Raw genomic sequence first — 23040 nt, 5'->3', positions numbered from 1 at the left:
CCGTGAAAAAGCGCATGGCCAATGCCGTTTTCTACGGCGGGCGATGCCTTGCAGGCATCACGGCTTTACATTGCCGTGCGCTGTGAGCAGATCGATGAAGCGTTGCAGCGTCGCATTGCCGTGCTGCGCGAGATAGCAGAATTCCAGCGGCAGGCGCACGGAAAGATCATCGATATCCACGAAGCGCACGCGCGCGGGCGGTCGTTCGCGATTGGCCGCATTGATGAGCGCCGCGCCGACGCCCGCCGCGACGAGCGAAAGAATTGCCGTCTCGGTGGACGCTTCCTGACGGATATCGAGCGTGAGGCCGCGTTCGGCGCAGGCGGAAATGAGGCGGTCGTAATACGCGGCATACACGTGCCGCGGAAACGCGATGAAGGGCAGGCCGGACAACTCGCTCGCGCTGACCGCACCGTTTTTCCCGAGCGCGCATTGCTCGGGCACGGCGAGCACGACGGTCTGCTCGAGAAGAGGCACGCTTGCGAAGCCATCGGGCAACGCGCCGAAGCGATAACAAAAGCCGCCATCGAGACGCTCGGCGGCGATGGCATCGAGTTGCTCGGGCGTGTTCATTGGCTGCAATTCGAGCGCGACATCGCTCGCGGAATGTTGAAACGCGCTCAACGCCGACGATACGAGTCCGCTCCACGATGCGTTCTCGACGAACCCGACACGCAAGCGCCCTTGCACGCCCGACGCGATCCGATGCGCGAGCCGGTTTGCCGCATCGACGCGCGCGAGGATATCGCGCGCTTCGCTCAGATACGCGATGCCCGCAGGCGTCAGCTTCAGGCCGCGCGGCGTGCGTTCGAACAGCGTAGCGCCGATAGCCTCTTCGAGATCCTGAATCTGCCGCGAAATGGCCGGCTGCGTGACGTGCAGATGTTCAGATGCGGCGCGCACGCTGCGCAACTCCGCAACCGCGATGAAGTAGCGAAGATGACGCAGTTCCATGAAGCGCTACTTGTCGGCGGACAGCTTGTCCTGCGTGCGCGTATCGAAGTCGGACGCGTCATGACGCTCGTGCAACTGGTTCGACGGCTCGCCGAAAGTACGATTGACCATGCGGCCGCGCTGCACGGCGGGACGTGCGCCGATGGTCTCGGCCCAGCGCCGCACGTGACGATATTCATGCACGGAGAGAAAGCCGGCCGCGTCGTACAGCCAGCCGTTCACGAGACCGCCGTACCACGGAAAGATCGCCATGTCGGCGATGGTGTATTCGTAGCCGGCGATATAGGCGCTGTCCGCGAGGCGCTTGTCGAGCACGTCGAGCTGACGCTTCACTTCCATCGCGAAGCGGTCGATCGGATATTCCATCTTGCTCGGCGCATACGCGTAGAAGTGGCCGAAGCCGCCACCGAGATAAGGCGCGCTGCCCATTTGCCAGAAGAGCCATGACAGGCATTCCGCGCGTTTCGCGGGGTCCTTCGGGACGAACGCGTCGAACTTCTCCGCGAGATAAAGCAGGATCGCGCCCGATTCGAAAACACGCACGGGTGTCGCGCCACTGCGATCCACCAGCGCGGGAATCTTCGAATTTGGATTGGCCTCGACGAAGCCGCTGCCGAACTGCTCGCCATCGCCGATGCGAATGAGCCACGCATCGTACTCAGCCCCGCGATGGCCGAGCGCGAGGAGTTCTTCGAGCATCACGGTGACTTTCACGCCGTTCGGCGTCGCGAGCGAATAGAGTTGCAGCGGATGACGACCGACCGGCAGCGCTTTCTCGTGCGTCGGTCCGGAGACCGGTCGATTGATGTTGGCGAAGCGCCCGCCGCTTTCCTTGCTCCAGGTCCAGACGGTGGGCGGCACGTATTCGGGTGATGCGCTCATGCGTCACGCTCCTCGTTGCTTGATCGATTCGAGCGAGGGTAGCAGGTCGAGGGGAAACGTGCTTGAAGGGGCTTTGTCCATATCGATGATGTTGACAACGCAGTCAGCGATGTCGGCAGACATGGCTTGGGAACCTAGTGGTCCGAGGACGCTCCCTCGGCAACCTCGCACGCGCACATCATCCCCCAAGCAGCGCTGATGCACCACCCCGAGCGTTCTGCAAGCTGCGTATCAACAATGGCTGGACTCCTCCTGATGAACTTTCAGAGCGCCGCTGCACAGAAAGTTTCCCTGGCCAGTGAGAAAGCCCAGGTCTTAGGACGAATCCCAATTATTCGGACTGCGATTAAGTTGCAATGCCTGGTGGGAAACATTTGGGTCAAAATCAACGCACTTAAGCCGCGAATCGCGGGAGTGGACGCCGTATCAGACAGCGAGTTTGAATGTTTGGGTACGGGGTCAATGGGCATGATCTTTCCGAATAAAAGCAAACAGACATGGCAACATCTCCGACACCTGTACAGCCTGCAGCAGCGCCACAAGGCGCGTCAGGCGCCCGATCTACGTCAAACGCACCGCGATCCACGCCAGCGGACGCGAAGGTGAAGCAGTTGTCGTTCGCTTTTCCGTTTCTCAAGAAAGGACAAGGTAAGTCCAACGCTCCGATCAGATTCACCGACGAGCACCAGATCTATAAGCTTCTCGCGGGACATGAACCCTCAGGCAACTATCTGGTCAGCAACCACGGGATGTGGCATGGCGGAATTCATATCACCGAAGCAGGAATAGGGACTAGGCTCGATCTTGAACAGGGCGTGAGATGCATTGCAGATGGTCATATCATCGCTTATCGCATCAACAGGGCCTATCCGGTCAGCGAACTTCCCGCTACGAATGGCGGCGCCCCAGTGCAACTATCCTACAGTACGGGCTTCGCGCTAGTGCGTCACACGATGGAATTTTCGAAGGGCTCGACACTCACGTTCTATAGCCTGTACATGCATTTGCAGGCTTACGAGGACTACGAACGCGATACGTCCAGACTCAAACCGGCTTATTGGCCGGTGACGCGTAAAGTGACCGAACATGCGCAGGACAAACCCAGGGCTGGGCGCAATGGGCAGGCGCCGGAGGCCGGTCAACGAGGCCTCAATGTCCGTGCCAGCGCACCGAAGGGGCGTAGAGGTCACGTGCTCGCGATATTGCCTCAAGGGACGCAAGTCAGCATCGGTGAGAAGAGAGGCAACTGGGGCAAGGTCAAGGATACACATGGAGCGCGACTATACGCACCACAGGTGGGTGATGTCACGCCGAGCACCGCAGTGGGTGGCTGGATCTTTTTGGGCAACGAACACGGTGGCCCGGTCGTCCAAGAAGTCATGTCGGATGATGTATTCGATCACGTAGCGGTTATCGCGTCTGTGTCGGGGAATGCTGGTGATGCGAACATACAGGGCCTTCCCGTTAAAGCAGGTGAACTCATCGGGCATCTCGGGCGCTATGATCCGTTGAATTCAGGTGCATCACCGACGCGTATGGCACACATCGAGGTGTTTTGCGACGACAGCATCAAGACATTCATTGATAAGGGTCGCGAATGGATTGCCGCCCATGGCAAAGACGATTGGGCGCCACTCGGACTGTCGGCCGAACCAACACTGCTGCGCGTCGACAAGGGCGTGAAACTGTATCAAGCCGCGGAGAGAGAAGGAGCCGACGCGCCTAAGACGGGAGTCGTACGGTGCTGGCCACTTGCCGAGTTGGCGCGGGACAGAAACAATCAGCACGCGGAGACCACCGCCGATCGCAGTGGGCGAAAGGTGAACTGGTGGAAGGTAGCTAGCGCAGATGCGAGGCATCAGCCGATTGGCGGTTGGGTGCGCGAGGAGAATTTCGCGGGCGGGCGGGTGACGCGGGAATTTGCGCAAAAGTGGGTGGATTTTTCGTGCATCGCTGACGAGCATGATCCTACGCACACGATTTTCCCGACGACGAGGGAATGGGTGGACTACTCGCGCCACGCAGACGTTCCCGATATGAAATCGGAAACGAAGTTGAGTCCGCTGATGAAGAAGGTCTATCGCGCATTGTTCCCCGAGGGAGACGGTCACTCGGCGGCGGACCAGATGTGTCGAGGGTCCGAGGCAACCACGGATGGCTATCCGTGGTTGATGCAAACCGGATCGCGCTTGATTGTGAAGCATGAGAGCGAATGGGCGAATCCTCAGAAGTGGAAGAAACTCCTTACCGAGATTGAACAGTTCGAGGGTCCGAAGCCGCAATATGCAGAGGAGCACAAGCGCATTGAGAAACTGGTCTGGTGGGAACAGGTGAGGGAAGCGATAGCGGGGTTTCCATCGGCGGATGTTTTTCATATTCATCCGATCGGGCTGGTAGGGAATTTTGCAGTTCAGGCTGCTAATGCAATTTCGATGGCTGGCCTTTGGTTCATTTTCTCACACGAGGCCATGGCCGGAGTTACGAATCGTCTTCACTGGCCTGGAGGTGCAAGTGGAGTAACACTTGGGGCTGGATATGACATGAAGGCGCGGTCGGCCACCGAAGTCGCGTCAGACATGATGTTCCTTGGGATCGATCAAAACACGGCTAATGAGATATCCAAGGCAGCGGGCTTATCAAGTAGTCAGGCGAGTCGCTTCGCTTCGGACAATCATGATCTGCTGAACTTGACCGACGACCAGCAAGTACAGCTGCTTACGAACACGGTTGGAAGGTATGAGGCCACGGTACGTAATTCGATCAATGTCCCGCTCAGACAGAATGAGTTCGATGCGCTCGTCAGCTTTGCTTATAATCCGGCCGGTCGCTGGGGAAGCGTCTCTAAATTCGTGAACGATGGAAGGATTGATGACGCTATGAACAAGGTCAGGGAAGGAAATACATCCGGCGGTGTAGTAATGAGAGGATTGACAAATCGTCGCACGGACGAAGTCAATTTGTTTCTACATGATAGATATGAGTTCAACGGGCGAACTCTTCCGGCTCGCTAATCATAAGTACAAGAATATGAGAACACGATCTCTTCTGCTTCGGTGGCCACAGAGCATCGCTCTGTCAATGCTCTTCGTCCTTTCGCATACGACCAGTGCATCGGATGACGTCGGTATGGTCAAAGGTGTATGGCAAGTCAGCGAAGCTCATACGAATTCTGCTGCGACATCTATCGGACACTATATCTGGAATGATCCTCGTCTTGTAGGACGAATCTTTTCATTCGATGATGCAGTTATTCGAAATAACACACCCGAGTTCGACGTTTGCGCTGTTCCAACCTTCCATCCAATTAACTTCGACTTGGGCGGGACGATTCAAACAAGTATGGGTGGTTATGGTTATCCTCCCGTACAACCGACAGCAAGTGACTATCGGATTGCCCCAGGCGACGGGAAGTCACGTTCAATTTTCGAAGTTCGTTGTGGCACAACTCCTTGGCACAATGAATTGGGAGTCGATCCAATCCGCGGCGTTTGGATTGCGAAGCTCGGAACCGATCAAATAGCGCTTCGATGGTTCGGGGAAACCGTGCTCACGTTGCACAGAGTGGTAGAGGGAGCTAAGCCAAATCCATCGTTCTCGTGTGTAAAGGCGTCGAGTGCTGCGGAGCGAACGATATGTTCGTCATATGAACTTTCTGCATTCGATCAAAGCGTTTCAACAGCCTATGTACAGCTACTGAAGCAAGCTAAGGTCACGGATCATGAGACTGCCGGGGTAGTCGCTGATCAAGGAGCATGGCTCAAACTAAGGAATAGATGTCTGACCAGTCGAGAATGCTTGATCAAATCTATGAGAAATCGTCTGGAAGTCATTGTCAGCAAAATCCAGACATAACGCCCGCGGCGATCTCCCTTGGATGGCCGCGGGCGTTGCACCTAGGGTTCGAACTGCTGACTCTTAACGATTCCAGGGGCGTGACGGTGGAGATGGACACGTCGATTCGACCGGGTGTCGAAGTGTCACGGAGCGGACAACCGACGCCACATCACCCCCGCGCTTCACGCCTGCTCTGCTCTTCCACCGTAAAAACCGCTTCCGGCATGGCTTCGAGACGCGCTTTCGGTATGAGTGCACCGCTTTCATCGGAGAGCCCATACGTGCCTTCCGCGATCTTCTGCAACGCCCGGTCGATATCGCCGATGCGATGATCGTTCACGTCGCGCAACGCCTGATTCGCGATGTCCTGCTCCATGCGCTGCGCGTCGTCCTCATACTCGTGCGCTTCGGACCCGCGCTCTTCCTGCAAGCCGCGCTCGCGCGCAATCGTGCCTTCCTCGATGCCGAGCAGTTCGCGCTTCAACGTGAGAAGGCGTTCGCGCTGCTTCGCGATGAACTCGTCGCTCAACCCGCTTTCTGAACTAGCCATGATCGTGCTCCGTGAAAAGTAATGTTCGCCGACTCGTCTATTCCCCCGCTGCGATGGAAACGGAAGCCTCGCTCGTCAGCATCAGGAACGTGAGCGTTTCGCGCAGGTAGAGCTGCACGGCCGTATCGGTATGACTCGTATAACCGATCGATAAATCCTGTCCGATATGCAACTCGTAATCGCCGCCGCGCGTCGAGAGCACGCAGCCGCCTGCGAGCGCGGGCGCCCATACGAGATCGCCGCTCACGATGCGCTTGATGTGCTGAATGACCGGATAACCCTGATCGCTTGCTTCGGCGAGCGCGGTGTAGGCATCCGCCCCGAGCAGCACGGAGTAGGGGCCCTCCACGCCGGCGAGCCTCAGCTTCTCGAGCGCCTGGCTGATGGCGGTGGGATAGTCCGCGACGTCCGCGGGCAGATACGTCGCGTCGTTCGAACTGCCCTCCCTGATACCGACGATGCCGGCCGCCGCGAAGCCATCGAAGATCGCGCTGTCTTCGGCGAGAGCGAGCTCGTTCGCGGCGGCCTTGGCGGGCTGCCAGTCGCCGTCGTTCGAACCGCGCTCCACGCTGTCGATAGCCTCGCGTTGCAGCGTGAACGGCACCGTCAGTTGCACGAGCTGCTTCACGTCATACAGCTTCGCCGATACACCTTTCTTCGGCGATGCGATGTTCGTCTGATGGCCCGTGCCGATACCGGACAGCGCGACGCCGCCGGGATTCTTCACGTCGACGACGCGGCGCCCCGCGACAGCACGCTTGAAGGTGCGCGCGACTTCCGCTTCGATCTGCGCCCACGCGGCGCCCGATATCGGTGCGAGCTCTCGATGCAGGTTATTCATCTTGTGACGTTCCTTTGAGTGAGCCAATGTTCAATGTTCCTTCGCGGCTATCGTCTTTGCTGCTTTGATCGACGGATGATGACGCGGTTTGCGGCTTTCGATCGGGGAGCGCGTCGAGCAGGTCACTGGATGGCACGAAGAAGAGGCCGCCCGTCACCGCGCGGCTGTAATCGAGCAGGCGGTCGTAATTGCCAGGCGGTCTTCCGACGAACATGTTCTCGAGCATCTGCTCGATCGGCTTCGGCGTGCGCGCATAGCCGATGAAATACGTGCCGAACTCCTTCGCGCCCGGACGGCCGAATGCCATGTTGTGCCGCAGGATCTTCACTTCTTCGCCGTTCTCTTCGATCGTCGTGAGCGAGCTATGCGAACACGAAGGCTTGATCGAATCGTCGAGCTCGACATCGGATAGCTTTTCGCGGCCGATGATGAGTTCCTGCTGCTCGACCGTCAGGCCGTTCCATGCAGCGAGGTTATGCAAATACTTCTGCACGATCACATAGCTGCCGCCACTGAACTCCGCATCTTCGTCGCCGATGATCGTGTAAGTCGCGGCGCGCTTGCCCGTCGGGTTTTCGGTGCCGTCGACGAAACCGACCATGTCGCGCAGATCGAAATAGCGAAAGCCGTGTACTTCGTCGACGACCGTGACCGCATCGCCGAGCTTGTCGAGCATGTGCGACGCGAGCTCGAAGCACAGATCCATGTGATCCGCGCGGATATGCATGAGGATATCGCCCGGCGTCGCGATCGCGTGCCGATCGCCCGAGCCGAATTCGCGAAACGGATGCAAGGAAGACGGACGCGGCGCGCCGAACAGCAGGTCCCACGCGTCCGAGCCGAAGCCGCATACGCAGGAGAGGTTCGCCGTCGGCGCGCGCGTGCCGACCGCGCGGACCAGCGCCGCGATATCGCCGCACCATGAACGCACGATATCGGCTTTATCTTCGCCGCGCGCGACGGTGGCGACTAGAAAGATCGCGCTGCGGGAGATCGGGTTACAGACGGCTTGTGGTTCGGGTAAGGTGTCGGGCATCTGAAGAGAGTTCGATGACGTGATACGGTTGATCGAATCGATAACCTGAAGCGGTGAAGCGACGATACACCAACTCAATGTATCAATACTCGAAAACGCACGGTTATCGCCGTGATTCTTTTTCATCGATATGGACTGACGGGAGCGACTGTGAAACTGACGGACTTCGACACGCTGACATTCGACTGCTACGGCACGTTGATCGACTGGGAAACGGGGATTTTCGATGGGCTGCGCGCGTTGCTGCATCGCGTGAAGCCCGCGTTGACGCGCGATCAGGTTCTGGAAGCTCATGCGCGTCACGAGTCGTCGCAGCAAAGATACACGCCGGGCAAGCGCTATCAGGCGTTGCTGGCTATCGTGTACAAGCGTCTGGCCGAAGAGTGGGGCGTTTCATATACGCACGACGAGTGCATCGCATATGGACGTTCCATTCGCGACTGGCCGGCGTTTGCAGATTCGGCCGACGCGCTGCGCTATCTGAAGCAGCACTACAAGCTCGTGATTCTGTCGAACGTCGACAACGAGAGCTTTACCTATAGCAACGCGAAGCTACGGGTCGAATTCGACGCGATCATGACGGCGGAAGACATCGGATCGTACAAGCCTTCGCCGCGCAACTTCGAATACATGCTGGAAAAGCTGGGCGAACGCGGCATCCGCAAAGAGGCGATTCTGCATACGGCCGAAAGCCTCTTCCACGATCACAAGCCCGCCAATGAATTCGGTCTTGCGTCGTGCTGGATTTATCGTCGTCATTCGCAGACCGGCTTCGGCGCGACGATGGACCCGGGCTCGCAACCGAAGATCGATTTTCGCTTCGACAGCATGGCGGACTTCGCGAAGGCGCATCAGGAGGCGCTGAGCGGAAAGTAACGCTTCGGATCATCGCGGCGCGATAGGGTGCATGTTGTCCTGGTTTGCTATGCAACTAACTGTCTATGGCGCGTCGCGCCACCGAATGGCGAGCTCGAAATACTTCGATATCCGAACAATAAATCGATTCATCCCGGCTGGCAGTCGGTCCGATACCACTGATCGACAAGACGCTGTGCCGCGTGCAGATCCTCCGGATAGTAAGGATCGTAGAACCTCGACGGGTCGTATCCCGCCTTCTCCAGCGCCGCCAGTTCGCTCAGATTGCGCTCGCGTGTCATCGGCGCTTGGTTTCTGAGCGCGGTGAGATCGCGGCATTGCGCGGCGCTCAGATGTGTCGCGTTTTGCTGCATGCCACCCGCCGCGCAGCCGGCCAGCAGCGAGATTGCCAGCGCGGAGATCATCGGCAAAGGCTTGAGTGTATTCTTCATGTTCAGCCTCCTTTCGGCGAATCAGAAGCCCGGCGCGCACCCGACCTCATCGTTCCAGTGTGATCTTCACCGGACGAATCTTCCAGATGTGCTCGCAATACTCGGCGATGGCCCGATCCGACGAGAACTTGCCCGCATACGCGGTGTTCGCGATCGACATCCGCGTCCAGCGGCGCGTGTCCTGCCACGCATCGCTGACGTCCTGCTGGCGCGCGACGTACGACGCGTAATCGGCGAGCACGAGAAACGGGTCGTGATACAGCAGGCTGTCGACGAGCGGACGGAACATCGTCGCATCGCCGCGCGAGAAGTGGCCGCTCGCGATCAGCTCCAGCGCTTCACGCAGCTCGTCGTTGCCACTCACATACTCGCCCGGCCGATAACCCGCGCGCCGCACGCTTTCCACTTCGCTCTCGGTCAGCCCGAACAGAAAGAAATTCTCGTCGCCGACTTCCTCGCGGATTTCGACGTTCGCGCCATCCAGCGTGCCGATGGTCAGCGCGCCGTTCATCATGAACTTCATGTTGCCGGTGCCCGACGCTTCCTTGCCGGCCGTCGAAATCTGCTCCGAAAGATCGGCGGCCGGATAGATGAACTGCGCGTTCTTCACGTTGAAGTCCGGATAGAACACGACCTTCAGCCGCCCGTTCACCGCAGGGTCGTCGTTGACGACTTCGGCGATGCCGTTGATGAGTCGAATGATGAGCTTCGCCATCGCATAGCCTGGCGCGGCCTTGCCGCCGAACACGAAGCAGCGCGGTGTCATCGCGAGTTGCGGATCGCGTCGCAGGCGCAGATAGAGCGTCACGATGTAGAGCGCATTCAGATGCTGGCGCTTGTACTCGTGGATGCGCTTGACCTGGATATCGAACAACGCATTCGGATCGACGACGATGCCGGTCGCGCTCTGGATGCGCGCCGCAAGCGTCTGCTTGTTCTGCTGCTTGACGGCGCGCCAGCGGTCCTGAAACGCGGCGTCGTCGGCATGTGCGCCGAGTTCGCGCAGCTTCGTCAGATCGGTCCGCCAGCTTTGACCGATGGTGTCGTCGAGCAGCGTGGCAAGCGCCGGATTGCTGAGCATCAGAAAGCGGCGCGGCGTGACGCCGTTGGTCACGTTACGGAAGCGTGTAGGCCAGAGTTCGGCGAAATCGTGCAGCACCGTCTCTTCAAGGAGCTTCGAATGCAGCGCGGCCACGCCGTTGACCGCGTGCGCGCCGACCGTCGCGAGATGCGCCATACGCACGCGCTTCGCACCGTTCTCGTCGATGAGCGACATGCGCGCGATGCGCGCGTCATCGCCGGGAAAGCGCTGGCGCACTTCATCGAGGAAGCGGCGATTGATCTCGTAGATGATTTCCAGGAGGCGCGGCAGCAACTCACGGAACAGCGGCAGTCCCCATGTTTCGAGCGCTTCGGGCAACAGCGTGTGATTCGTGTAGGCGAGCGTGCGCTGCGTGATGTCCCATGCTTCGTCCCACTCCATTTGCCGCTCGTCGACGAGCAGGCGCATCAGCTCGGCGACCGCGATCGACGGATGCGTGTCGTTGAGCTGCGCGGAGAACATGTCCGCGAGGCGCGCGACCGGTTCGCCCTTGAGCTTGAGCAGCCGCAGCATGTCCTGCAGCGAGCACGAGACGAAGAAATATTGCTGTGCAAGCCTCAGGCGCTTGCCGGCTTCCGGCTCGTCGTTCGGATACAGCACCTTCGACAGCGTTTCGGATCGCACCTTTTCGTGCACCGCTTCGTAGTAGTCGCCGGCGTTGAAGTCCTGCAGATCGAACGATTCGACGGCTTCGCTCTTCCACAACCGCAAGGTGTTGCACATGTTGACGCGAAACCCGGGCATCGGCGTATCGCAGGCCACGCCCTTGACCGTGTACCCCGGAATCCATCGCACGCGATAGTGGCCCTGCGCGTCGGTCGAGCTTTCCGTGCGCCCGCCGAAATTCACGTAGAACGCGACGTCCGGGCGCAGGATTTCCCACGGATTGCCCTTTTGCAGCCATTTATCGGTGATTTCGACCTGCCAGCCGTCGCGGATTTCCTGATCGAAGATACCGAACTCGTAGCGGATACCGTAGCCGATCGCCGGAATCTCCAGCGTGGACAGCGAGTCGAGATAGCAGGCCGCGAGCCGTCCGAGGCCGCCGTTGCCGAGGCCGGGCTCCTCTTCGATCGCGAGCAGCGTGTCGAGCTCGATGCCGAGCGCCTGCAACGCGTCGCGCGCATTGCTTTCGATGCCGAGATTGATGAGGTTGTTGCCGAGCTGCGGGCCGATCAGGAATTCGGCCGACAGATAACAGGCGACCTTCGCGCCGCGCGCGACGTACGCATACGTCGTGGCGACGCGGCGCGTCATCATGCGGTCGCGGACCGCGTAGGCGAGCGCCATGAACCAGTCGTGCGGGGTTGCGATTTCCGGATACCGGCCTTGCAGGCAGATCAGGTTATCGACGATGTCGCGTTGCAGCGCCGCGACGCCAAGTCCGCTGCGCGCGGGTTCCGCGCCGGCCGGTGCCCGCAGGGTATGCATGTCGTCCATGAGTTCTCCCTCGTCGTCGTAAGTGTGCCGATGATGTCGAACCGCGCTTTCTCGCCTGCGGCGGCGCGGCTCACAACGATGGTCCCGTTGTGTGTCGGGCAGTTGACAGAACGGTGGTCTGACCAGGTTTCCGGTACGTCTTGGGAATGTTGTAGTGCGGGCGGCGGGGAATTGGCAAGGAAACGCCGAATTCCCGCCTGAGACGCTGGAGCAGACGGACGGGCTGGCGCGCGTATTGATCCATGTCAGAAAGCGAACCACGTCCGCGTCGGACGCTCACTCGATCCTAAGAATGTCCGTGCAAGCTGACGTCATTCACGATGCGTCGGGAGCAGGGCCATGAAATGTTCAGACCGCCAATATGAAGCACAAGACCTTGCGACGTGCGCGCCGGAAGAACTCGGTTCGATCCTGGCCGCGGTGCTCGGCGCGCAGCGATGCACCGTGCACGCTCCCGTCGACGATGAGAATCTGCCTTGCGCGCCCGTCGCGGCCTTCGGAGAGATTCATCCGTCATCGGATGGCGCGATCGTCGAATACACCGTGGCTCGCGACAGGATGTTTTCGGTCCTTTCGCTGAACGGCGAGGCGGTCGCCTTCGTGCAGGTTTCCGGACCGCGCCGAAGGCCGCACTTCACCGATCTCGATCTGCAATTGCTGCGGATCATGAGCGGCTTCATCGCGACGACGGTCACGACGAATCGCCGGCTGACGCAAGGAGCCGCAAGCATTCAACCGTCTTGAATCCGATAGTCAATCGGCCTGCGTCGCCGCCCCTTGCTGGCACGCAGCGTTGAACACGCGTTCGGTCGATGCCGGAAACTTCGCGAGCTTCGCTGCGGGGCGTCGCGGACGCGCCACCAGTTCGCCGCCGCAGTTCGGGCAGATTCCCTTCAGCACCCGGTCCGCGCAATCGCGGCAGAACGTGCATTCGAACGAGCAGATGAGCGCATCGGTGGAATCGGGCGGCAGGTCTTTGTCGCAGCATTCGCATCCGGGACGAAGTTGCAGCATGGCCTTCTCCTTGAAGTCGAGGTCGATGATTGCGCAGGGATATGCTGCGCCAGAATATCAAACCGTCGCGGCAGCTTTCGCCGGCTTGCCGTTTTCCACCGCATCGACCCGCCATTGCGCGATTTCGGAAACCACGAGCGCGAGCGCGACGATCCCGCTCGCCAGATAGCCGAGGCTATGGCTGCCGATGACGGGAATCGCAGCCGCGCCGACCGCGCCCGCAATCGATACGCCGACATAAGTCGCCGACGTGTTGAGGCCGACGAGCACGGCGGCCATCGACGGATTCAGGCTCACCAGCCGGTATTGCTGCGGCACGAGCACGCCCCATGCACAGGCGCCCCAGATGAAGATGGCGATGGCGGCGGTCCACAGATGCATCGTGGTCCACGGCATCGTGACGATGACGCTCGCCACGGCGATCAGCATGACGAACACGACCTTGCGCGAGCCGATCCGGTCGAGCACGCGTCCGGCGAGCAGGTTCGAGAACGTTCCGGCGAGGCCCCACAGCACGAGCAGCACGCCGAGCACGGCCGGGCTGCCGCCAGTGGCGCGATCGAAGACGACCGCGACGTAGTTGTAGATGATGAAGGTGCCGATCTGCGCGAGCACGGTCGTCGTCAGTATCAGGCCGACGCGCGAATCGCCGAGCGGCGCGAAACGCTTGATGAGCGAGATGGCCGGCGGCAGCGGCACATCGGGAAGCAGCGCCCACACGCCCGCGAATCCGGCCACGCCGAGCGCGGCGACGAAGGCCAGCGTCCAGCGCCAGTCCGCGATGCCGCCGATGACCGCGCCGAGCGGCGTGCCGAGCGCGGTCGCCGTGGTCAGTCCCGCGACGATCACCGACAAGGCGAAGCCGCGGCGTTCCGGCGGCACCAGCATCGTGCCGGTGCCGCTCGCGGTGGGCGAGAACATCGCCGCGCCGACGCCGGCCAGCGCGCGGGTCGCGAGCGCGATACCGAGATTCGGCGAAAGAATCGTGCCGATATTCGCAACGATGAACAGCCCCATGCCGCCGAGCAGCAGGCGCTTGCGTGCGACGCCGGCAGCGAGCGCCGCGATGGTCGGCGCGAGCAGCGCGAAAGTGAGCGCATAAACGGTGATCAGTTGCCCCGCCGCGCCGATGCTGACATGAAAGTGCGCGGCGATCGAAGGCAGAATGCCACCGAAGACGAAACTGTCGGTTCCCAGCGCAAACATGCCGAGAGCGAGTGTCACTAGACGGCGATCCATAGTGATTTCCCTTGAAAGAATGAAGCTTTTATAAGTAGCGTGACGAAACTATAGATATCGGAGTTGCGTGACGCTACTATCAAGATCGAGTAGCACTTCGCCGGAAAATGAGAAAGTTGCGTGACGAAACCTGTGGTATAGAAGTACGGTAGGCCTGGAATCGCTTCAGGAAACTTTGCGCCGGAATATCGCCATGTATAGAAAACGCTTCGATGGAATGAACTGCTCGATCGCCCGCGCGCTCGATGAAGTCGGCGAGTGGTGGACGCTATTGATCGTGCGCGAGTGCACGCAAGGCACGACGCGCTTCGACGAATTCCAGAGTCAGTTGGGCATCGCCCGGAACGTGCTGACGGCGCGGCTGGAGCGGCTCATCGAGCTCGATATTCTGGAGCGTTATCCGCTCGAGGAAAGGGCGAATACCTGCGGCTACCGGCTCACCGAAAAGGGCGATGAGCTTTATCCGGTGCTGGTCGCGCTCATGCAATGGGGCGATCGCTGGCTGGCGACGAAGGGAAAGCCGCCGGTCACGCTCGTCGATGACGCCAGCGGACAGCCTGTCAAAGCCATGTCGGTTCGAGGCAAGACGGGCAAGGCGCTGTCATTTCGTGACGTGCGGTTTGCGCCGGGCCCCGGCGCTACATCGACGACGCGCGCCGTCATCGAAAACCGTAACCGGCGCGTGCTGGGCGAGGACTGAACGTGCCGACCGGGCTCATTCGAATTTTCCCGTGCGTACATCGCCGTCGCGCACGTAGCGCGTGATCAGCACGCCGCCGGGCGTATCGATCGAGCGTTCGAGCGTAAAGGCGGACGCGAGGGCGTCGTCGCCGAACAAGCGCTTGCCGCGTCCGAGCAGGACCGGGTAAATCAGGAGGCGAAGGTCATCCACGAGGCCCGCCGCGAGCAGTTGGCGCACCAGCTCGCCGCTTCCGAACGTCACCAGATTCGCGCCGTCCCGCTGTTTCAGCGCGCGTATCGCGTCGGCAAGATTACCCTCGAGCGCATGACTGTTGTGCCAGCCGAGGTCATCGGGCCGATGCGTCGCGACGTGCTTGGCTACGCGGTTGAACGGTTCGGCGATCGCGCTGCTGCCGGAATCGGCCGGCACGTGCGGCCAGTACGACGCGAAGATGTCGTAGGTGCGACGTCCGAGCAGCAATTCGAACGGCTGCGCGAGCAAATCCTGTACGTGCTGCGCGATGGCTTCGTCCGCATAGGGAACGATCCACCCGCCGAGACCGAAGTCGCCGCTGCGATCTTCGTCGGGTCCGCCGGGAGCCTGAATGACGCCATCCAGACTGATGAAAGCTGAAACGATGAGCTTGCGCATGGTGTTCTCCGGGTCGGTTCAACTACGACGATCGACTGGCACGAAAATCGACACGGCCGAATACTGCAGGCCGGAAGGAATGGCGCTACGCTGTCGGCTTCGTTTCGACTCTTCGGCAATCTCATGTCTCGCGCTCTTCAAATCGACTTCGTTTCCGACATCGCCTGCCCGTGGTGCGCCGTGGGCCTCGCTTCCCTGCAACGCGCCCTGGAGCGCCTCGGCGATGCCGTCGACGCACAAATCACGCTGCATCCGTTCGAACTGAATCCGGACATGCAGCCGGAAGGCGAGCGCATCGTCGATTATCTCGGGCGCAAATACGGCCGCACGCCCGAGCAGATCAGCGAAGCGCAGGCCACCATTCGCGAGCGCGGCGCGCGTGAAGGCTTCACGTTCGGCGAACGCAACCGGGTCTATAACACGTTTGACGCGCATCGGCTGCTGCACTGGGCGCGCATCGAAGGCAGGCAGTTGCCGCTCAAGCTCGCGCTTTTGCGCGCCTATCACGGCGAAGGCAAGGACGTGAGCCATGCCGATGTCCTGATCGAAGCGGCAAAAAGCGCCGGACTCGACGGCGACCGCGCGCGCGACGTGCTGCAAAGCGGCCTGTACGCCGACGAAGTCCGCTCGGAAGAGCGCGAGGTTCAGCAGCTCGGCATCCAGTCCGTGCCCGCGATCATCTTCGACCAGAAGTATCTGGTGAGCGGCGGCCAGCCTCACGAAGCATTCGAAGAGGCGATACGGAAGATCATCGAAGAGACGGCCTGAGAGGGCGTTGACGGGCTATTCGTAGCCTCAGCGGTCGTCGGGCATGACTTGCCTGAGCGGTTCGGGCTTTACCGCGATGGCGCCGGTGAAGGGGCGATCGTGCGAAAGGATCAGCAGCATCGCCGTGGCGAGGCTTGCCGAAAAGAGGCCGATTGCGAGCGCGGACGTCAGCCGGTTTTCGCAATGAACCAGCGCGATCGCGAACACGAGACAGGCGGCGAGAAAGCTGAGGCATGCCCATTTGACGCCGCTGACTTCGGACCGGCTCACCAGAATGCGCTGGCGGCGCGCTTCCAGCGCCTGCTCCAGCGACACCGCGATCTGACGCTGCGCGATCTGTTGCCCGGCTGCACTCACCGGCAGCGACAGCGCGAACTGAAGCGCCCTGTTCAGCGTAGGCGGGCTGATTTTCAGCGTGACCGCGCCTTGCGCCATCATCGGCCATTCGGTCGTGATCGTATATTCGATGTAGTCCCGCACCAGCTTTCGCAACTGCGCCTGTGCCTCGTCCGGAAAAATCGCTGCAAGGACGACGACGGATCGTAGCGCGCCGGCTTCGGCATCGACGGCGGCATTGGCGCGCTCGGTGTCGTTCCATACTTGCGCTGCGGTGAACGCGATCAGCAAGCCGAAGATGACGCCGATCGGCGACAGCAGGCCCGGTGAAATCGCCAGTGACCGCCGATGCGCGCCGGCAGCAAGCCAGCCGGTGACGACGTGAATCGCCGCACCGACGAGACATGCCGCGACGAACATGACGACTGTCATTTGCCAGATCGGAAGGTTGTGTATCCACGTGCTCATGTCGCGATCAGGTTGGAATCCGCAATCGGCGCAGCGCATGCAGGCGCGGTGGTTCACTATAAAAAATTTTTGCGGGCGATGCAGGGCGCGTGCGCGCGAAGCGCTTGAAATGCAGGCATCGCGAATCTATCCTCATTGAGCAGACAGATTCGAGCCGCAAGCCTGCGCGGACGCTGTCGGTCGATGGAGACGCTCATGCGTCGCTTGCTCTTCCTCACGGTCTCCTTGTTCCTGAGCTTGATGTCGCTTCATGCGGATGCCGACGACGGGCAGGGCCGGCGGCGACACGATGATCAGCGCGTCCTCAAGGTGTTCGATGCAGAAGGCAAGCTCGTCGGACGCCTGGCGTCATATAACGGCGCTGACGGCGTTTATCTCACCATAAACGGCGCGATCGTCTTCGCGGCCGTCACTTGGCTGTGGATCAATCCCAACGACGCCGATTCCTCGAAATTCCAATGGTCTACGTTCGGGCCGTTCAGTTACTCGACCGCCGACTGCAGCGGCTCGCCGATCATCCCGCCGGGGAACGGCCCGCGGCCGTCCATCGCGATGAGAAACGGCGCCGATGTCACGCTATTGATCGCGGGCGATACGGTTTCGTCGGGGGGCCGGATCGTCGCCGTGTCCGACGGCACGAACTGCACGCCGCCTCCGTTCATCGGTCACGTGCCGCCTTCGACCGCGCCCGTGCCGGCATTCACGGCCGAGACGAACTATGCGTTGACGGCGCATTATCCCGAGCCGCTGACCATCGGCTATTGATCGAACGCAAACGACCGCAAACGACCGCAAACGACCGCAAGCGACCGCAAACGACCGCAAACGACCGCAAACGACCGCAATCGACCGCAATCGACGGAGAAGCGTCATGTGCCGATTCCTCGCTGTCCTGCTCGTCATATGCGCGAGCCTGAGTTTCGCGGGCGGGCGTGATGATCGAGGGCGCGATGCCCGCGACGACGCGCGTCTGCCGATGGTGTACGACGCGCAAGGAAAAGCGGTTGGCCCGCTCGAGTATTTCGGGGGCGTCAACGGCGTGTATCTCGCGATAGACGGCGAGCCCGTGTTCGTCATCGTCGATCACAAGCGCGTCGGACCTTTGCAATACTCGGCTTCGGAGTACGAATGGAGCGCCACGCAGTCCGCGGGCTACGCGTCGACCGATTGCAGCGGAAGCGTGCTCGTTCCGTTATCGGCCAGTCCCACTCCGGCCATAGCGGTCAGAGACGGCGTCGACGTGACGGTTTATACCGCCGTCGGCGGATCTACCGGGAATGTGCACGTGTGGTCGCTGAGGCAGACGGATAGTTCCGGCGTGACGTCGTGCAGCCCGACGCAGTTCGACGAAGGCTCGCTGTATTGGGCGGTCCGAAGCACGTATCCGCTGACGCAGCGACATCCGGAACCGCTGCGCATCGCCTTTTGATGTGATTCAGTTCGCACGCGGTCCCGACGGAGGCCGATATGAAAACCTGCCTGGCCGGAGCATTGTGTCTGCTTTACGCAATCGCATCGCTCGCCGATGATTCCGCGCATCACGCGAAATATCGCCCTGTCAGAGTGTTCGATGCGAACGGACACGCGATCGGCGATCTGACGACTTTCCGCGCGCAAAACGGCGTCGCGTTTACGGCCGGGGATGCGACCACGGTCGTGCCCATAGAGCGGGTCGAGGACGCGAGCTTTCACTTCTCCGCGACCGATTTTCAATGGCTCGCCACGTCGTTCGGGCAATTCACGTCGGAGGATTGCAGCGGCGATCCGATCGTCCAGTCCGCCTCGGGTCCGCGGTTCGCGATGCCATTCAGGCGGGGCAGCGAGGTCACGGTGTACTTCGCCCCCGCGGGTACGGAGCAGGCCTTGACCGCTCGCTCGGGCCTCGGCACCAATCCGCCCGTGTGCAATCGATACGCCGAGCCGTTGCCGGTAAGGGGCTATCCGGCCGCAGCGAAACTCGTGATTACCCGCGATCATCCCGAGCCGCTCAGGATCGGATATTGACGATTCGCTATTGTTCCCGCGCCGATCTGCGCAGGTCCGCCGGCTTTGCGAGCGTGCCGCGCTCCACGACAGGCGCGTCGAGAACGATTTCATCGTCGCCGTCTTTGCCGTCGATCAGCGCCATCAGATGCCGCGCCGCGCGGGTGCCGATCTCCAGCGACGGAACGCGCACCGTCGTCAGCGGCGGCTGCGTGAGCCGGGCCTGTTCGATGTCGTCGAACCCCGTCACGGAAAGATCTTCCGGCACGCGAATGCGCTTCGCGCGGCACTCGTCCAGGAGACCGATGGCCTGCAGGTCCGTGCCGCAGATCACGACGCTGGGGCGCGCTTCGCCATCCCAGAGTTCGCGCAGCGCCTGCCGCCCGCCTTCGAACGTGAACGGCGCTTCCACGATCCATTCGGGTCTCAGGTCGAGGCCCGCTTCCCTGAGCGCGGCGCGGGTGCCCGCCTGCCGTGCGCGCACGCGTTCGTTGCCGAAGGTCGAGCCGCCGCACATGGCCACGCGCCGATGTCCGAAACCGACGATGCGCCGTGCCAGCGCATAGGCGGCCTCGAAGTTCGAGAAGCCGACGCAATGGGGATACTGCGTTTCGTCGACCGACCAGGTCAGAACGTAGGGCAAGTCATATTGGCGCGTGAGCTCGAAGACTTCGGGCGGATGATCGGTGCCGACGAGCACGAGCCCGTCCACGCCGCGTTCGAGAATCGCGCGCAGCACTTCGAGTTCGCGCGCCGGCTTGTATTCGTGACTCGCGATCAGCAGTTGATACCCATAGCCCCATAGCGTTTGCTGAAGCGCCTGAATGGAGTCGGCGTAAATGGGGTTGTTGAGCGTCGGATAGATGGCCGCGACCGTGTGTGTCTTGCGCGACGCGAGCGCCTGCGCCGCGCCGTTTCGCACGTAGCCGAGCTGCTCGACCGCGCGCTGCACGTTCGCGAGCGTTTGCGGCTTCACCTGGTCCGGCACGGACAAGGCCCGCGACGCGCTGCCGAGCGATACGCCCGCCAGCCGCGCAACATCGGCGAGCGTCGCGCGGGTCGGCTTCATGGCGTGCTGCGCGTGCGTCCGTAGGCATCGGCGCGCGCGATGCCGTCGATGAGCCGTTGCGCGGTCAATGGCGGCGTCATGTGCCGGCTGTAGCGCGTGGCGAGCGTGGCCTCGGCGATGAGCGATTGCTCGGCCGTAGTGAGCGGGGCGTGCTGCCCCAGTTGTGCGAGCGTGAGCGGCAATCCGACTGCGGTCATGAGCGTGGCCAACGGTTCGATGTCTTCGGGCGATGAATCTTCGACGAACAATTGTACAAGCGTGCCGAAGGCGACCAGCTCGCCGTGCATCATCGACGCCATCGCGGGGATCGCCGTGAGACCGCGAATCAGCGCATGCGCGAGCGACAGGCCGCCGCTTTCGAAGCCCACGCCGCTCAGCAGCACGGTCGCCTCGATCACGCGTTCGACCGCATCGGTGAGTGCGCCGCGCCGGACATCGTCATAGGCGCGCGCGCCGTCTTCGAGCAAGGTCGCGAGCGTCGCGTGCGTGAGCAGCAGCGCGCTCGACAGCGGCGGCGTGCCGTATGAATTCAGGCCGGCGACGCGCTGACATTGCGCGGCCTCGTACTTCTTGCTGAGCGCATCGCCGATGCCGGCCGCGAACAGACGCGCGGGCGCGGCGGCGATCAGCGCGGTATCGACGATCACGGCATCCGGATTGCGCGGCAACATGTCGACGCCCGCGACGCGATGCGCTTCGTCATACAGGATGATGAGGCGGCTCGTCGGCGCATCGCTGGAAGCGGCCGACGGCGCGATGACAATCGGCACGCTCAGCGCCCGCGCGACGCCCTTCGCCGTATCGATTGTCTTGCCTCCGCCGATCGCGACGACGGCATCGGCGCCCAGTTTGCGCGCATCGCCGCCGAGCTTCGCAATGACCGCCGCCGTGCATTCGCCCGGAAACGCGGCGATGTGCGGTGCGACGCGCGCGGCTTCGAGCGATCGCGTGACGTCCGCGGACACGCGAGCGGCGACCGCGCCATCGACGAGCACGAACGCGCGGCGCGCGCCGAACTCCGCGAGCGTCGGTCCAAGCGAGGTCAATGCGCCCGGACCTTGCGTGTATCGTCCCGGAAAGCCGATGGTTCGCAATGGCGCGTTCGTCATGTCATCAGCCATCCGCCGGCTACGTCGATCACCTGTCCGGTGACGAACGCGGCTTCGTCGGAGGTGAGGAACAGACACGTCGAGGCGACTTCATCGGGCGCGCCCAGGCGTCGCAACGGCGTTTCCCGCGCGACTTTTTCGTTGGCTTCGCGCGCGACGCCGCGCACGAGCGGCGTATCGATGCGCCCCGGCGCGATCGCGTTCACGGTGATGCCGTGGGGTCCGAGTTCGCCCGCGAGATGCCGCGTCATGCCGATCAGCGCGGACTTGGTCGTGCTGTAGTGCGCGGCGACGATGTCGAGGTACGCCTTGCCCGCCACCGACGACATCGACACGATGCGCCCGAAGCGCCGCTCCACCATGCCCGGTGCGAGAATGCGGCAGAAGTTGAAGACGCTGTTGACGTTCACGTCCATCACGCGGCGCCATTCGTCGGGCGCCATCTGCCAGATCGGCATTGGCTTGCCCGCGTGCTTCGGCGAGATGCCCGCGTTGTTGACGAGCGTATCGACCGGACCGAGCGCCGCTTCGATCGCGCGGCACGCGGCCTCGCACGCGGAGAAATCGCCGACGTCGGCTTGGGCGAAATGCACGCGCAGGCCCGCATCGGCGAGGCGTTTTGCGAGCGCCGCGCCCGTTTCCCCGTTGACATCGACGATGCCGACCGCCGCGCCATCGCGCGCATAGCGCTCGACGAGCGCCTCGCCGATGCCGCCGCTGCCACCCGTCACCAGAACCACACGCTTGTCGTGCCACACGTTATTCGTCTCCCGCTTTCAGCATGATCTTGCCGATATGTGCGCTCGATTCCATCAGCGCGTGCGCGGCCTGCGCGTCCGCGAGAGGCAGCACGCGATGAATCACCGGCAGCGCGCGGCCTGCTTCGAGCAGCGGCCAGACGTGCGCATGCAGTGCTTTTGCGATCGCCGCTTTCTGTTCGATGCTGCGCGCGCGCAACGTCGAACCGGTGAAGGTCAGACGCCGCAGCATGATCGGCATCGCGTCCAGTTCGATGCGGCTGCCTTCGAGAAAGGCGATCTGCACGAGCCGGCCTTCGAGCGCGAGCGCGCGGATATTGCGCGGGATATAGTCGCCGCCGACCATGTCGAGGATGATGTTGACGCCTTTGCCATCGGTGAGCTTCGCGACGGCATCGACGAAATCTTCATCGCGATAGTTGATCGCGTGATCCGCGCCCGCTTCGCGACATGCCTGCGCTTTTTCCGCATTGCCGACGGTGGTGAGCACGCGCGCGCCGAACGCGTGCGCGAGCTGGATCGCCGTCAGCCCGATGCCGCTCGATCCGCCGTGCACGAGAAACGTCTCGCCTGCCTGCAGGCGGCCGCGTTCGAACACGTTGGTCCACACGGTGAAGTACGTCTCGGGCAGCGCGGCGGCCTGCAACAGCGTGAGGCCTTTGGGCACCGGCAGGCAATGCGATGCATCCGTGATGCAGTATTGCGCGTAACCGCCGCCTGGAACGAGCGCGCAGACTTCGTCGCCCGCGCGCCATTGCGTGACGTTCGCGCCCGTCGCGACGACGCGCCCCGACACCTCGAGTCCCAGATGCGGCGACGCGCCCGGCGGCGGCGGATAGGACCCCGAGCGTTGAAGTACGTCCGGACGGTTGACGCCCGCGTAGGCGACTTCGATCAGCACGTCGGCGGGGCCGGGCGAGGGCAGCGGTCCTTGCGCGAGCCGCATGCAATCGGGCGCGCCGCCCGCGCCGTGGTCGACGTATTGCATCGATGCAGGAAGAGTGGATGTCATGGTAT

General features: G+C 61.9%; 24 protein-coding genes. 9 read left to right on the top strand and 15 right to left on the bottom strand.

Translation table 11 applies throughout. From position 1 onward, the window contains the following. Nucleotides 1–57 precede the first annotated feature (57 nt). Nucleotides 58–954, bottom strand: a complete 897-nt coding sequence (locus AWB74_RS24955) for a LysR family transcriptional regulator (RefSeq protein WP_061149382.1) — start codon at nucleotides 952–954, stop codon at nucleotides 58–60. A 6-nt stretch (nucleotides 955–960) separates the two neighbouring features. Further along, the gene (gene yghU, locus AWB74_RS24950) at nucleotides 961–1836 is read right to left on the bottom strand and encodes a glutathione-dependent disulfide-bond oxidoreductase (protein ID WP_061149381.1); all 876 of its coding nucleotides are present in this window, start codon (nucleotides 1834–1836) and stop codon (nucleotides 961–963) included. Nucleotides 1837–2438: 602 nt separating this feature from the next. Here yghU and AWB74_RS24945 point away from each other — a divergent pair. Both AWB74_RS24945 and AWB74_RS48665 read left to right on the top strand, forming a co-directional pair. Then, a complete protein-coding gene (locus tag AWB74_RS24945) occupies nucleotides 2439–4847 on the top strand; it encodes a glycoside hydrolase family protein (protein WP_061149379.1) in 2409 nt (802 codons plus the stop codon). Further along, nucleotides 4804–5688, top strand: a complete 885-nt coding sequence (locus tag AWB74_RS48665; RefSeq protein ID WP_143749307.1) for a lysozyme inhibitor LprI family protein — start codon at nucleotides 4804–4806, stop codon at nucleotides 5686–5688. Before AWB74_RS24945 ends, AWB74_RS48665 begins: the two co-directional genes overlap by 44 nt. 151 nt (nucleotides 5689–5839) lie before the next feature. Here AWB74_RS48665 and AWB74_RS24935 read toward each other — a convergent pair whose 3' ends face one another. The 3 genes from AWB74_RS24935 to AWB74_RS24925 are packed head-to-tail and all read right to left on the bottom strand — an operon-like array spanning nucleotide 5840 to nucleotide 8097. Then, nucleotides 5840–6220 carry a TraR/DksA family transcriptional regulator gene (locus AWB74_RS24935; protein ID WP_061149377.1) on the bottom strand — a complete coding sequence of 127 codons (381 nt, stop codon included), beginning with the start codon at nucleotides 6218–6220 and terminating at the stop codon, nucleotides 5840–5842. Nucleotides 6221–6257: 37 nt separating this feature from the next. Next, a complete protein-coding gene (locus AWB74_RS24930; protein WP_061149376.1) occupies nucleotides 6258–7061 on the bottom strand; it encodes a family 1 encapsulin nanocompartment shell protein in 804 nt (267 codons plus the stop codon). Further along, on the bottom strand, nucleotides 7054–8097 hold the full coding sequence (locus AWB74_RS24925; protein ID WP_061149375.1) for a Dyp-type peroxidase: 1044 nt from the start codon (nucleotides 8095–8097) through the stop codon (nucleotides 7054–7056). Before AWB74_RS24925 ends, AWB74_RS24930 begins: the two co-directional genes overlap by 8 nt. 150 nt (nucleotides 8098–8247) lie before the next feature. Between AWB74_RS24925 and AWB74_RS24920 the strand changes: the two genes are divergently transcribed. Next, entirely contained in the window at nucleotides 8248–8973 is a 726-nt protein-coding gene (locus AWB74_RS24920; protein WP_061149374.1) for a haloacid dehalogenase type II, read from the top strand. Nucleotides 8974–9101: 128 nt separating this feature from the next. Here AWB74_RS24920 and AWB74_RS24915 read toward each other — a convergent pair whose 3' ends face one another. Together AWB74_RS24915 and AWB74_RS24910 are read right to left on the bottom strand one after the other, a co-directional pair. Further along, complete coding sequence (locus AWB74_RS24915) at nucleotides 9102–9404, bottom strand: DUF4148 domain-containing protein (protein WP_061149373.1); 303 nt, start codon at nucleotides 9402–9404, stop codon at nucleotides 9102–9104. 46 nt (nucleotides 9405–9450) lie between these two features. After that, nucleotides 9451–11946 (bottom strand): glycogen/starch/alpha-glucan phosphorylase, encoded by a 2496-nt coding sequence (locus AWB74_RS24910; RefSeq protein ID WP_061149372.1) that lies wholly within the window; start codon nucleotides 11944–11946, stop codon nucleotides 9451–9453. A gap of 339 nt (nucleotides 11947–12285) precedes the next feature. Between AWB74_RS24910 and AWB74_RS24905 the strand changes: the two genes are divergently transcribed. Continuing rightward, complete coding sequence (locus AWB74_RS24905; RefSeq protein WP_061149371.1) at nucleotides 12286–12690, top strand: hypothetical protein; 405 nt, start codon at nucleotides 12286–12288, stop codon at nucleotides 12688–12690. Nucleotides 12691–12699: 9 nt separating this feature from the next. Here AWB74_RS24905 and AWB74_RS24900 read toward each other — a convergent pair whose 3' ends face one another. Together AWB74_RS24900 and AWB74_RS24895 are read right to left on the bottom strand one after the other, a co-directional pair. Next, complete coding sequence (locus AWB74_RS24900) at nucleotides 12700–12960, bottom strand: DUF1272 domain-containing protein (protein ID WP_061149370.1); 261 nt, start codon at nucleotides 12958–12960, stop codon at nucleotides 12700–12702. Between the two features lie 57 nt (nucleotides 12961–13017). Beyond that, a complete protein-coding gene (locus AWB74_RS24895; RefSeq protein ID WP_061149369.1) occupies nucleotides 13018–14199 on the bottom strand; it encodes an MFS transporter in 1182 nt (393 codons plus the stop codon). Nucleotides 14200–14392: 193 nt separating this feature from the next. Between AWB74_RS24895 and AWB74_RS24890 the strand changes: the two genes are divergently transcribed. Beyond that, nucleotides 14393–14899: a winged helix-turn-helix transcriptional regulator gene (locus tag AWB74_RS24890; RefSeq protein WP_061149368.1), complete on the top strand. Its 507-nt coding sequence runs from the start codon at nucleotides 14393–14395 to the stop codon at nucleotides 14897–14899. 15 nt (nucleotides 14900–14914) lie between these two features. Here the strand turns inward: AWB74_RS24890 and AWB74_RS24885 are convergent, their stop codons facing one another. Then, nucleotides 14915–15532: a dihydrofolate reductase family protein gene (locus AWB74_RS24885; protein ID WP_061149367.1), complete on the bottom strand. Its 618-nt coding sequence runs from the start codon at nucleotides 15530–15532 to the stop codon at nucleotides 14915–14917. 123 nt (nucleotides 15533–15655) lie between these two features. Here AWB74_RS24885 and AWB74_RS24880 point away from each other — a divergent pair, with 123 nt between their 5' ends. After that, nucleotides 15656–16300, top strand: a complete 645-nt coding sequence (locus tag AWB74_RS24880) for a DsbA family oxidoreductase (protein WP_061149366.1) — start codon at nucleotides 15656–15658, stop codon at nucleotides 16298–16300. Between the two features lie 27 nt (nucleotides 16301–16327). Here the strand turns inward: AWB74_RS24880 and AWB74_RS24875 are convergent, their stop codons facing one another. After that, complete coding sequence (locus AWB74_RS24875; RefSeq protein WP_235024676.1) at nucleotides 16328–17068, bottom strand: bestrophin-like domain; 741 nt, start codon at nucleotides 17066–17068, stop codon at nucleotides 16328–16330. Between the two features lie 231 nt (nucleotides 17069–17299). Between AWB74_RS24875 and AWB74_RS24870 the strand changes: the two genes are divergently transcribed. The 3 genes from AWB74_RS24870 to AWB74_RS24860 all read left to right on the top strand — a co-directional run bounded on the left by AWB74_RS24870 (nucleotide 17300) and on the right by AWB74_RS24860 (nucleotide 19108). Continuing rightward, complete coding sequence (locus tag AWB74_RS24870) at nucleotides 17300–17869, top strand: hypothetical protein (RefSeq protein ID WP_061149444.1); 570 nt, start codon at nucleotides 17300–17302, stop codon at nucleotides 17867–17869. A 106-nt stretch (nucleotides 17870–17975) separates the two neighbouring features. Further along, entirely contained in the window at nucleotides 17976–18533 is a 558-nt protein-coding gene (locus AWB74_RS24865; RefSeq protein ID WP_061149364.1) for a hypothetical protein, read from the top strand. Nucleotides 18534–18571: 38 nt separating this feature from the next. Next, on the top strand, nucleotides 18572–19108 hold the full coding sequence (locus AWB74_RS24860; protein ID WP_061149363.1) for a hypothetical protein: 537 nt from the start codon (nucleotides 18572–18574) through the stop codon (nucleotides 19106–19108). Between the two features lie 7 nt (nucleotides 19109–19115). Here AWB74_RS24860 and AWB74_RS24855 read toward each other — a convergent pair whose 3' ends face one another. From AWB74_RS24855 to AWB74_RS24840, 4 genes are read right to left on the bottom strand one after another with little or no spacing between them, the layout of a single operon-like run. Further along, complete coding sequence (locus tag AWB74_RS24855) at nucleotides 19116–20156, bottom strand: LacI family DNA-binding transcriptional regulator (protein WP_061149362.1); 1041 nt, start codon at nucleotides 20154–20156, stop codon at nucleotides 19116–19118. Continuing rightward, entirely contained in the window at nucleotides 20153–21265 is a 1113-nt protein-coding gene (locus AWB74_RS24850) for a glycerol dehydrogenase (RefSeq protein ID WP_061149361.1), read from the bottom strand. Before AWB74_RS24850 ends, AWB74_RS24855 begins: the two co-directional genes overlap by 4 nt. Continuing rightward, nucleotides 21262–22023, bottom strand: coding sequence for an SDR family oxidoreductase (locus tag AWB74_RS24845; RefSeq protein ID WP_061149360.1), 762 nt, complete (start codon nucleotides 22021–22023; stop codon nucleotides 21262–21264). Before AWB74_RS24845 ends, AWB74_RS24850 begins: the two co-directional genes overlap by 4 nt. A 1-nt stretch (nucleotide 22024) precedes the next feature. Next, nucleotides 22025–23035 carry an NAD(P)H-quinone oxidoreductase gene (locus tag AWB74_RS24840; protein WP_407642466.1) on the bottom strand — a complete coding sequence of 337 codons (1011 nt, stop codon included), beginning with the start codon at nucleotides 23033–23035 and terminating at the stop codon, nucleotides 22025–22027. Nucleotides 23036–23040: the final 5 nt, after the last annotated feature.

It is taken from the genome of Caballeronia arvi, from assembly GCF_001544695.2.
GTDB classification, from domain to species: domain Bacteria; phylum Pseudomonadota; class Gammaproteobacteria; order Burkholderiales; family Burkholderiaceae; genus Caballeronia; species Caballeronia arvi.
The sequence above is the reverse complement of the archived record's forward strand: the minus strand, read 5'-3'. Positions and strand labels throughout refer to the sequence as shown.

Bases quoted from the DNA above. Each gene is read 5' to 3' on its own strand.
- AWB74_RS24885 (WP_061149367.1), bottom strand. From the start codon at position 15,532: ATGCGCAAGCTCATCGTTTCAGCTTTCATCAGTCTGGATGGCGTCATT.
- AWB74_RS24860 (WP_061149363.1), top strand. From the start codon at position 18,572: ATGAAAACCTGCCTGGCCGGAGCATTGTGTCTGCTTTACGCAATCGCA.
- AWB74_RS24890 (WP_061149368.1), top strand. From the start codon at position 14,393: ATGTATAGAAAACGCTTCGATGGAATGAACTGCTCGATCGCCCGCGCG.
- AWB74_RS24880 (WP_061149366.1), top strand. From the start codon at position 15,656: ATGTCTCGCGCTCTTCAAATCGACTTCGTTTCCGACATCGCCTGCCCG.
- AWB74_RS24925 (WP_061149375.1), bottom strand. From the start codon at position 8,097: ATGCCCGACACCTTACCCGAACCACAAGCCGTCTGTAACCCGATCTCC.
- AWB74_RS24840 (WP_407642466.1), bottom strand. From the start codon at position 23,035: ATGACATCCACTCTTCCTGCATCGATGCAATACGTCGACCACGGCGCG.
- AWB74_RS24850 (WP_061149361.1), bottom strand. From the start codon at position 21,265: ATGACGAACGCGCCATTGCGAACCATCGGCTTTCCGGGACGATACACG.
- AWB74_RS24905 (WP_061149371.1), top strand. From the start codon at position 12,286: ATGAAATGTTCAGACCGCCAATATGAAGCACAAGACCTTGCGACGTGC.
- AWB74_RS24930 (WP_061149376.1), bottom strand. From the start codon at position 7,061: ATGAATAACCTGCATCGAGAGCTCGCACCGATATCGGGCGCCGCGTGG.
- AWB74_RS24875 (WP_235024676.1), bottom strand. From the start codon at position 17,068: ATGACAGTCGTCATGTTCGTCGCGGCATGTCTCGTCGGTGCGGCGATT.
- AWB74_RS24855 (WP_061149362.1), bottom strand. From the start codon at position 20,156: ATGAAGCCGACCCGCGCGACGCTCGCCGATGTTGCGCGGCTGGCGGGC.
- AWB74_RS24935 (WP_061149377.1), bottom strand. From the start codon at position 6,220: ATGGCTAGTTCAGAAAGCGGGTTGAGCGACGAGTTCATCGCGAAGCAG.
- AWB74_RS24910 (WP_061149372.1), bottom strand. From the start codon at position 11,946: ATGGACGACATGCATACCCTGCGGGCACCGGCCGGCGCGGAACCCGCG.
- AWB74_RS24915 (WP_061149373.1), bottom strand. From the start codon at position 9,404: ATGAAGAATACACTCAAGCCTTTGCCGATGATCTCCGCGCTGGCAATC.
- AWB74_RS24865 (WP_061149364.1), top strand. From the start codon at position 17,976: ATGTGCCGATTCCTCGCTGTCCTGCTCGTCATATGCGCGAGCCTGAGT.
- AWB74_RS24900 (WP_061149370.1), bottom strand. From the start codon at position 12,960: ATGCTGCAACTTCGTCCCGGATGCGAATGCTGCGACAAAGACCTGCCG.
- yghU (WP_061149381.1), bottom strand. From the start codon at position 1,836: ATGAGCGCATCACCCGAATACGTGCCGCCCACCGTCTGGACCTGGAGC.
- AWB74_RS24870 (WP_061149444.1), top strand. From the start codon at position 17,300: ATGCGTCGCTTGCTCTTCCTCACGGTCTCCTTGTTCCTGAGCTTGATG.
- AWB74_RS24955 (WP_061149382.1), bottom strand. From the start codon at position 954: ATGGAACTGCGTCATCTTCGCTACTTCATCGCGGTTGCGGAGTTGCGC.
- AWB74_RS48665 (WP_143749307.1), top strand. From the start codon at position 4,804: ATGATAGATATGAGTTCAACGGGCGAACTCTTCCGGCTCGCTAATCAT.
- AWB74_RS24895 (WP_061149369.1), bottom strand. From the start codon at position 14,199: ATGGATCGCCGTCTAGTGACACTCGCTCTCGGCATGTTTGCGCTGGGA.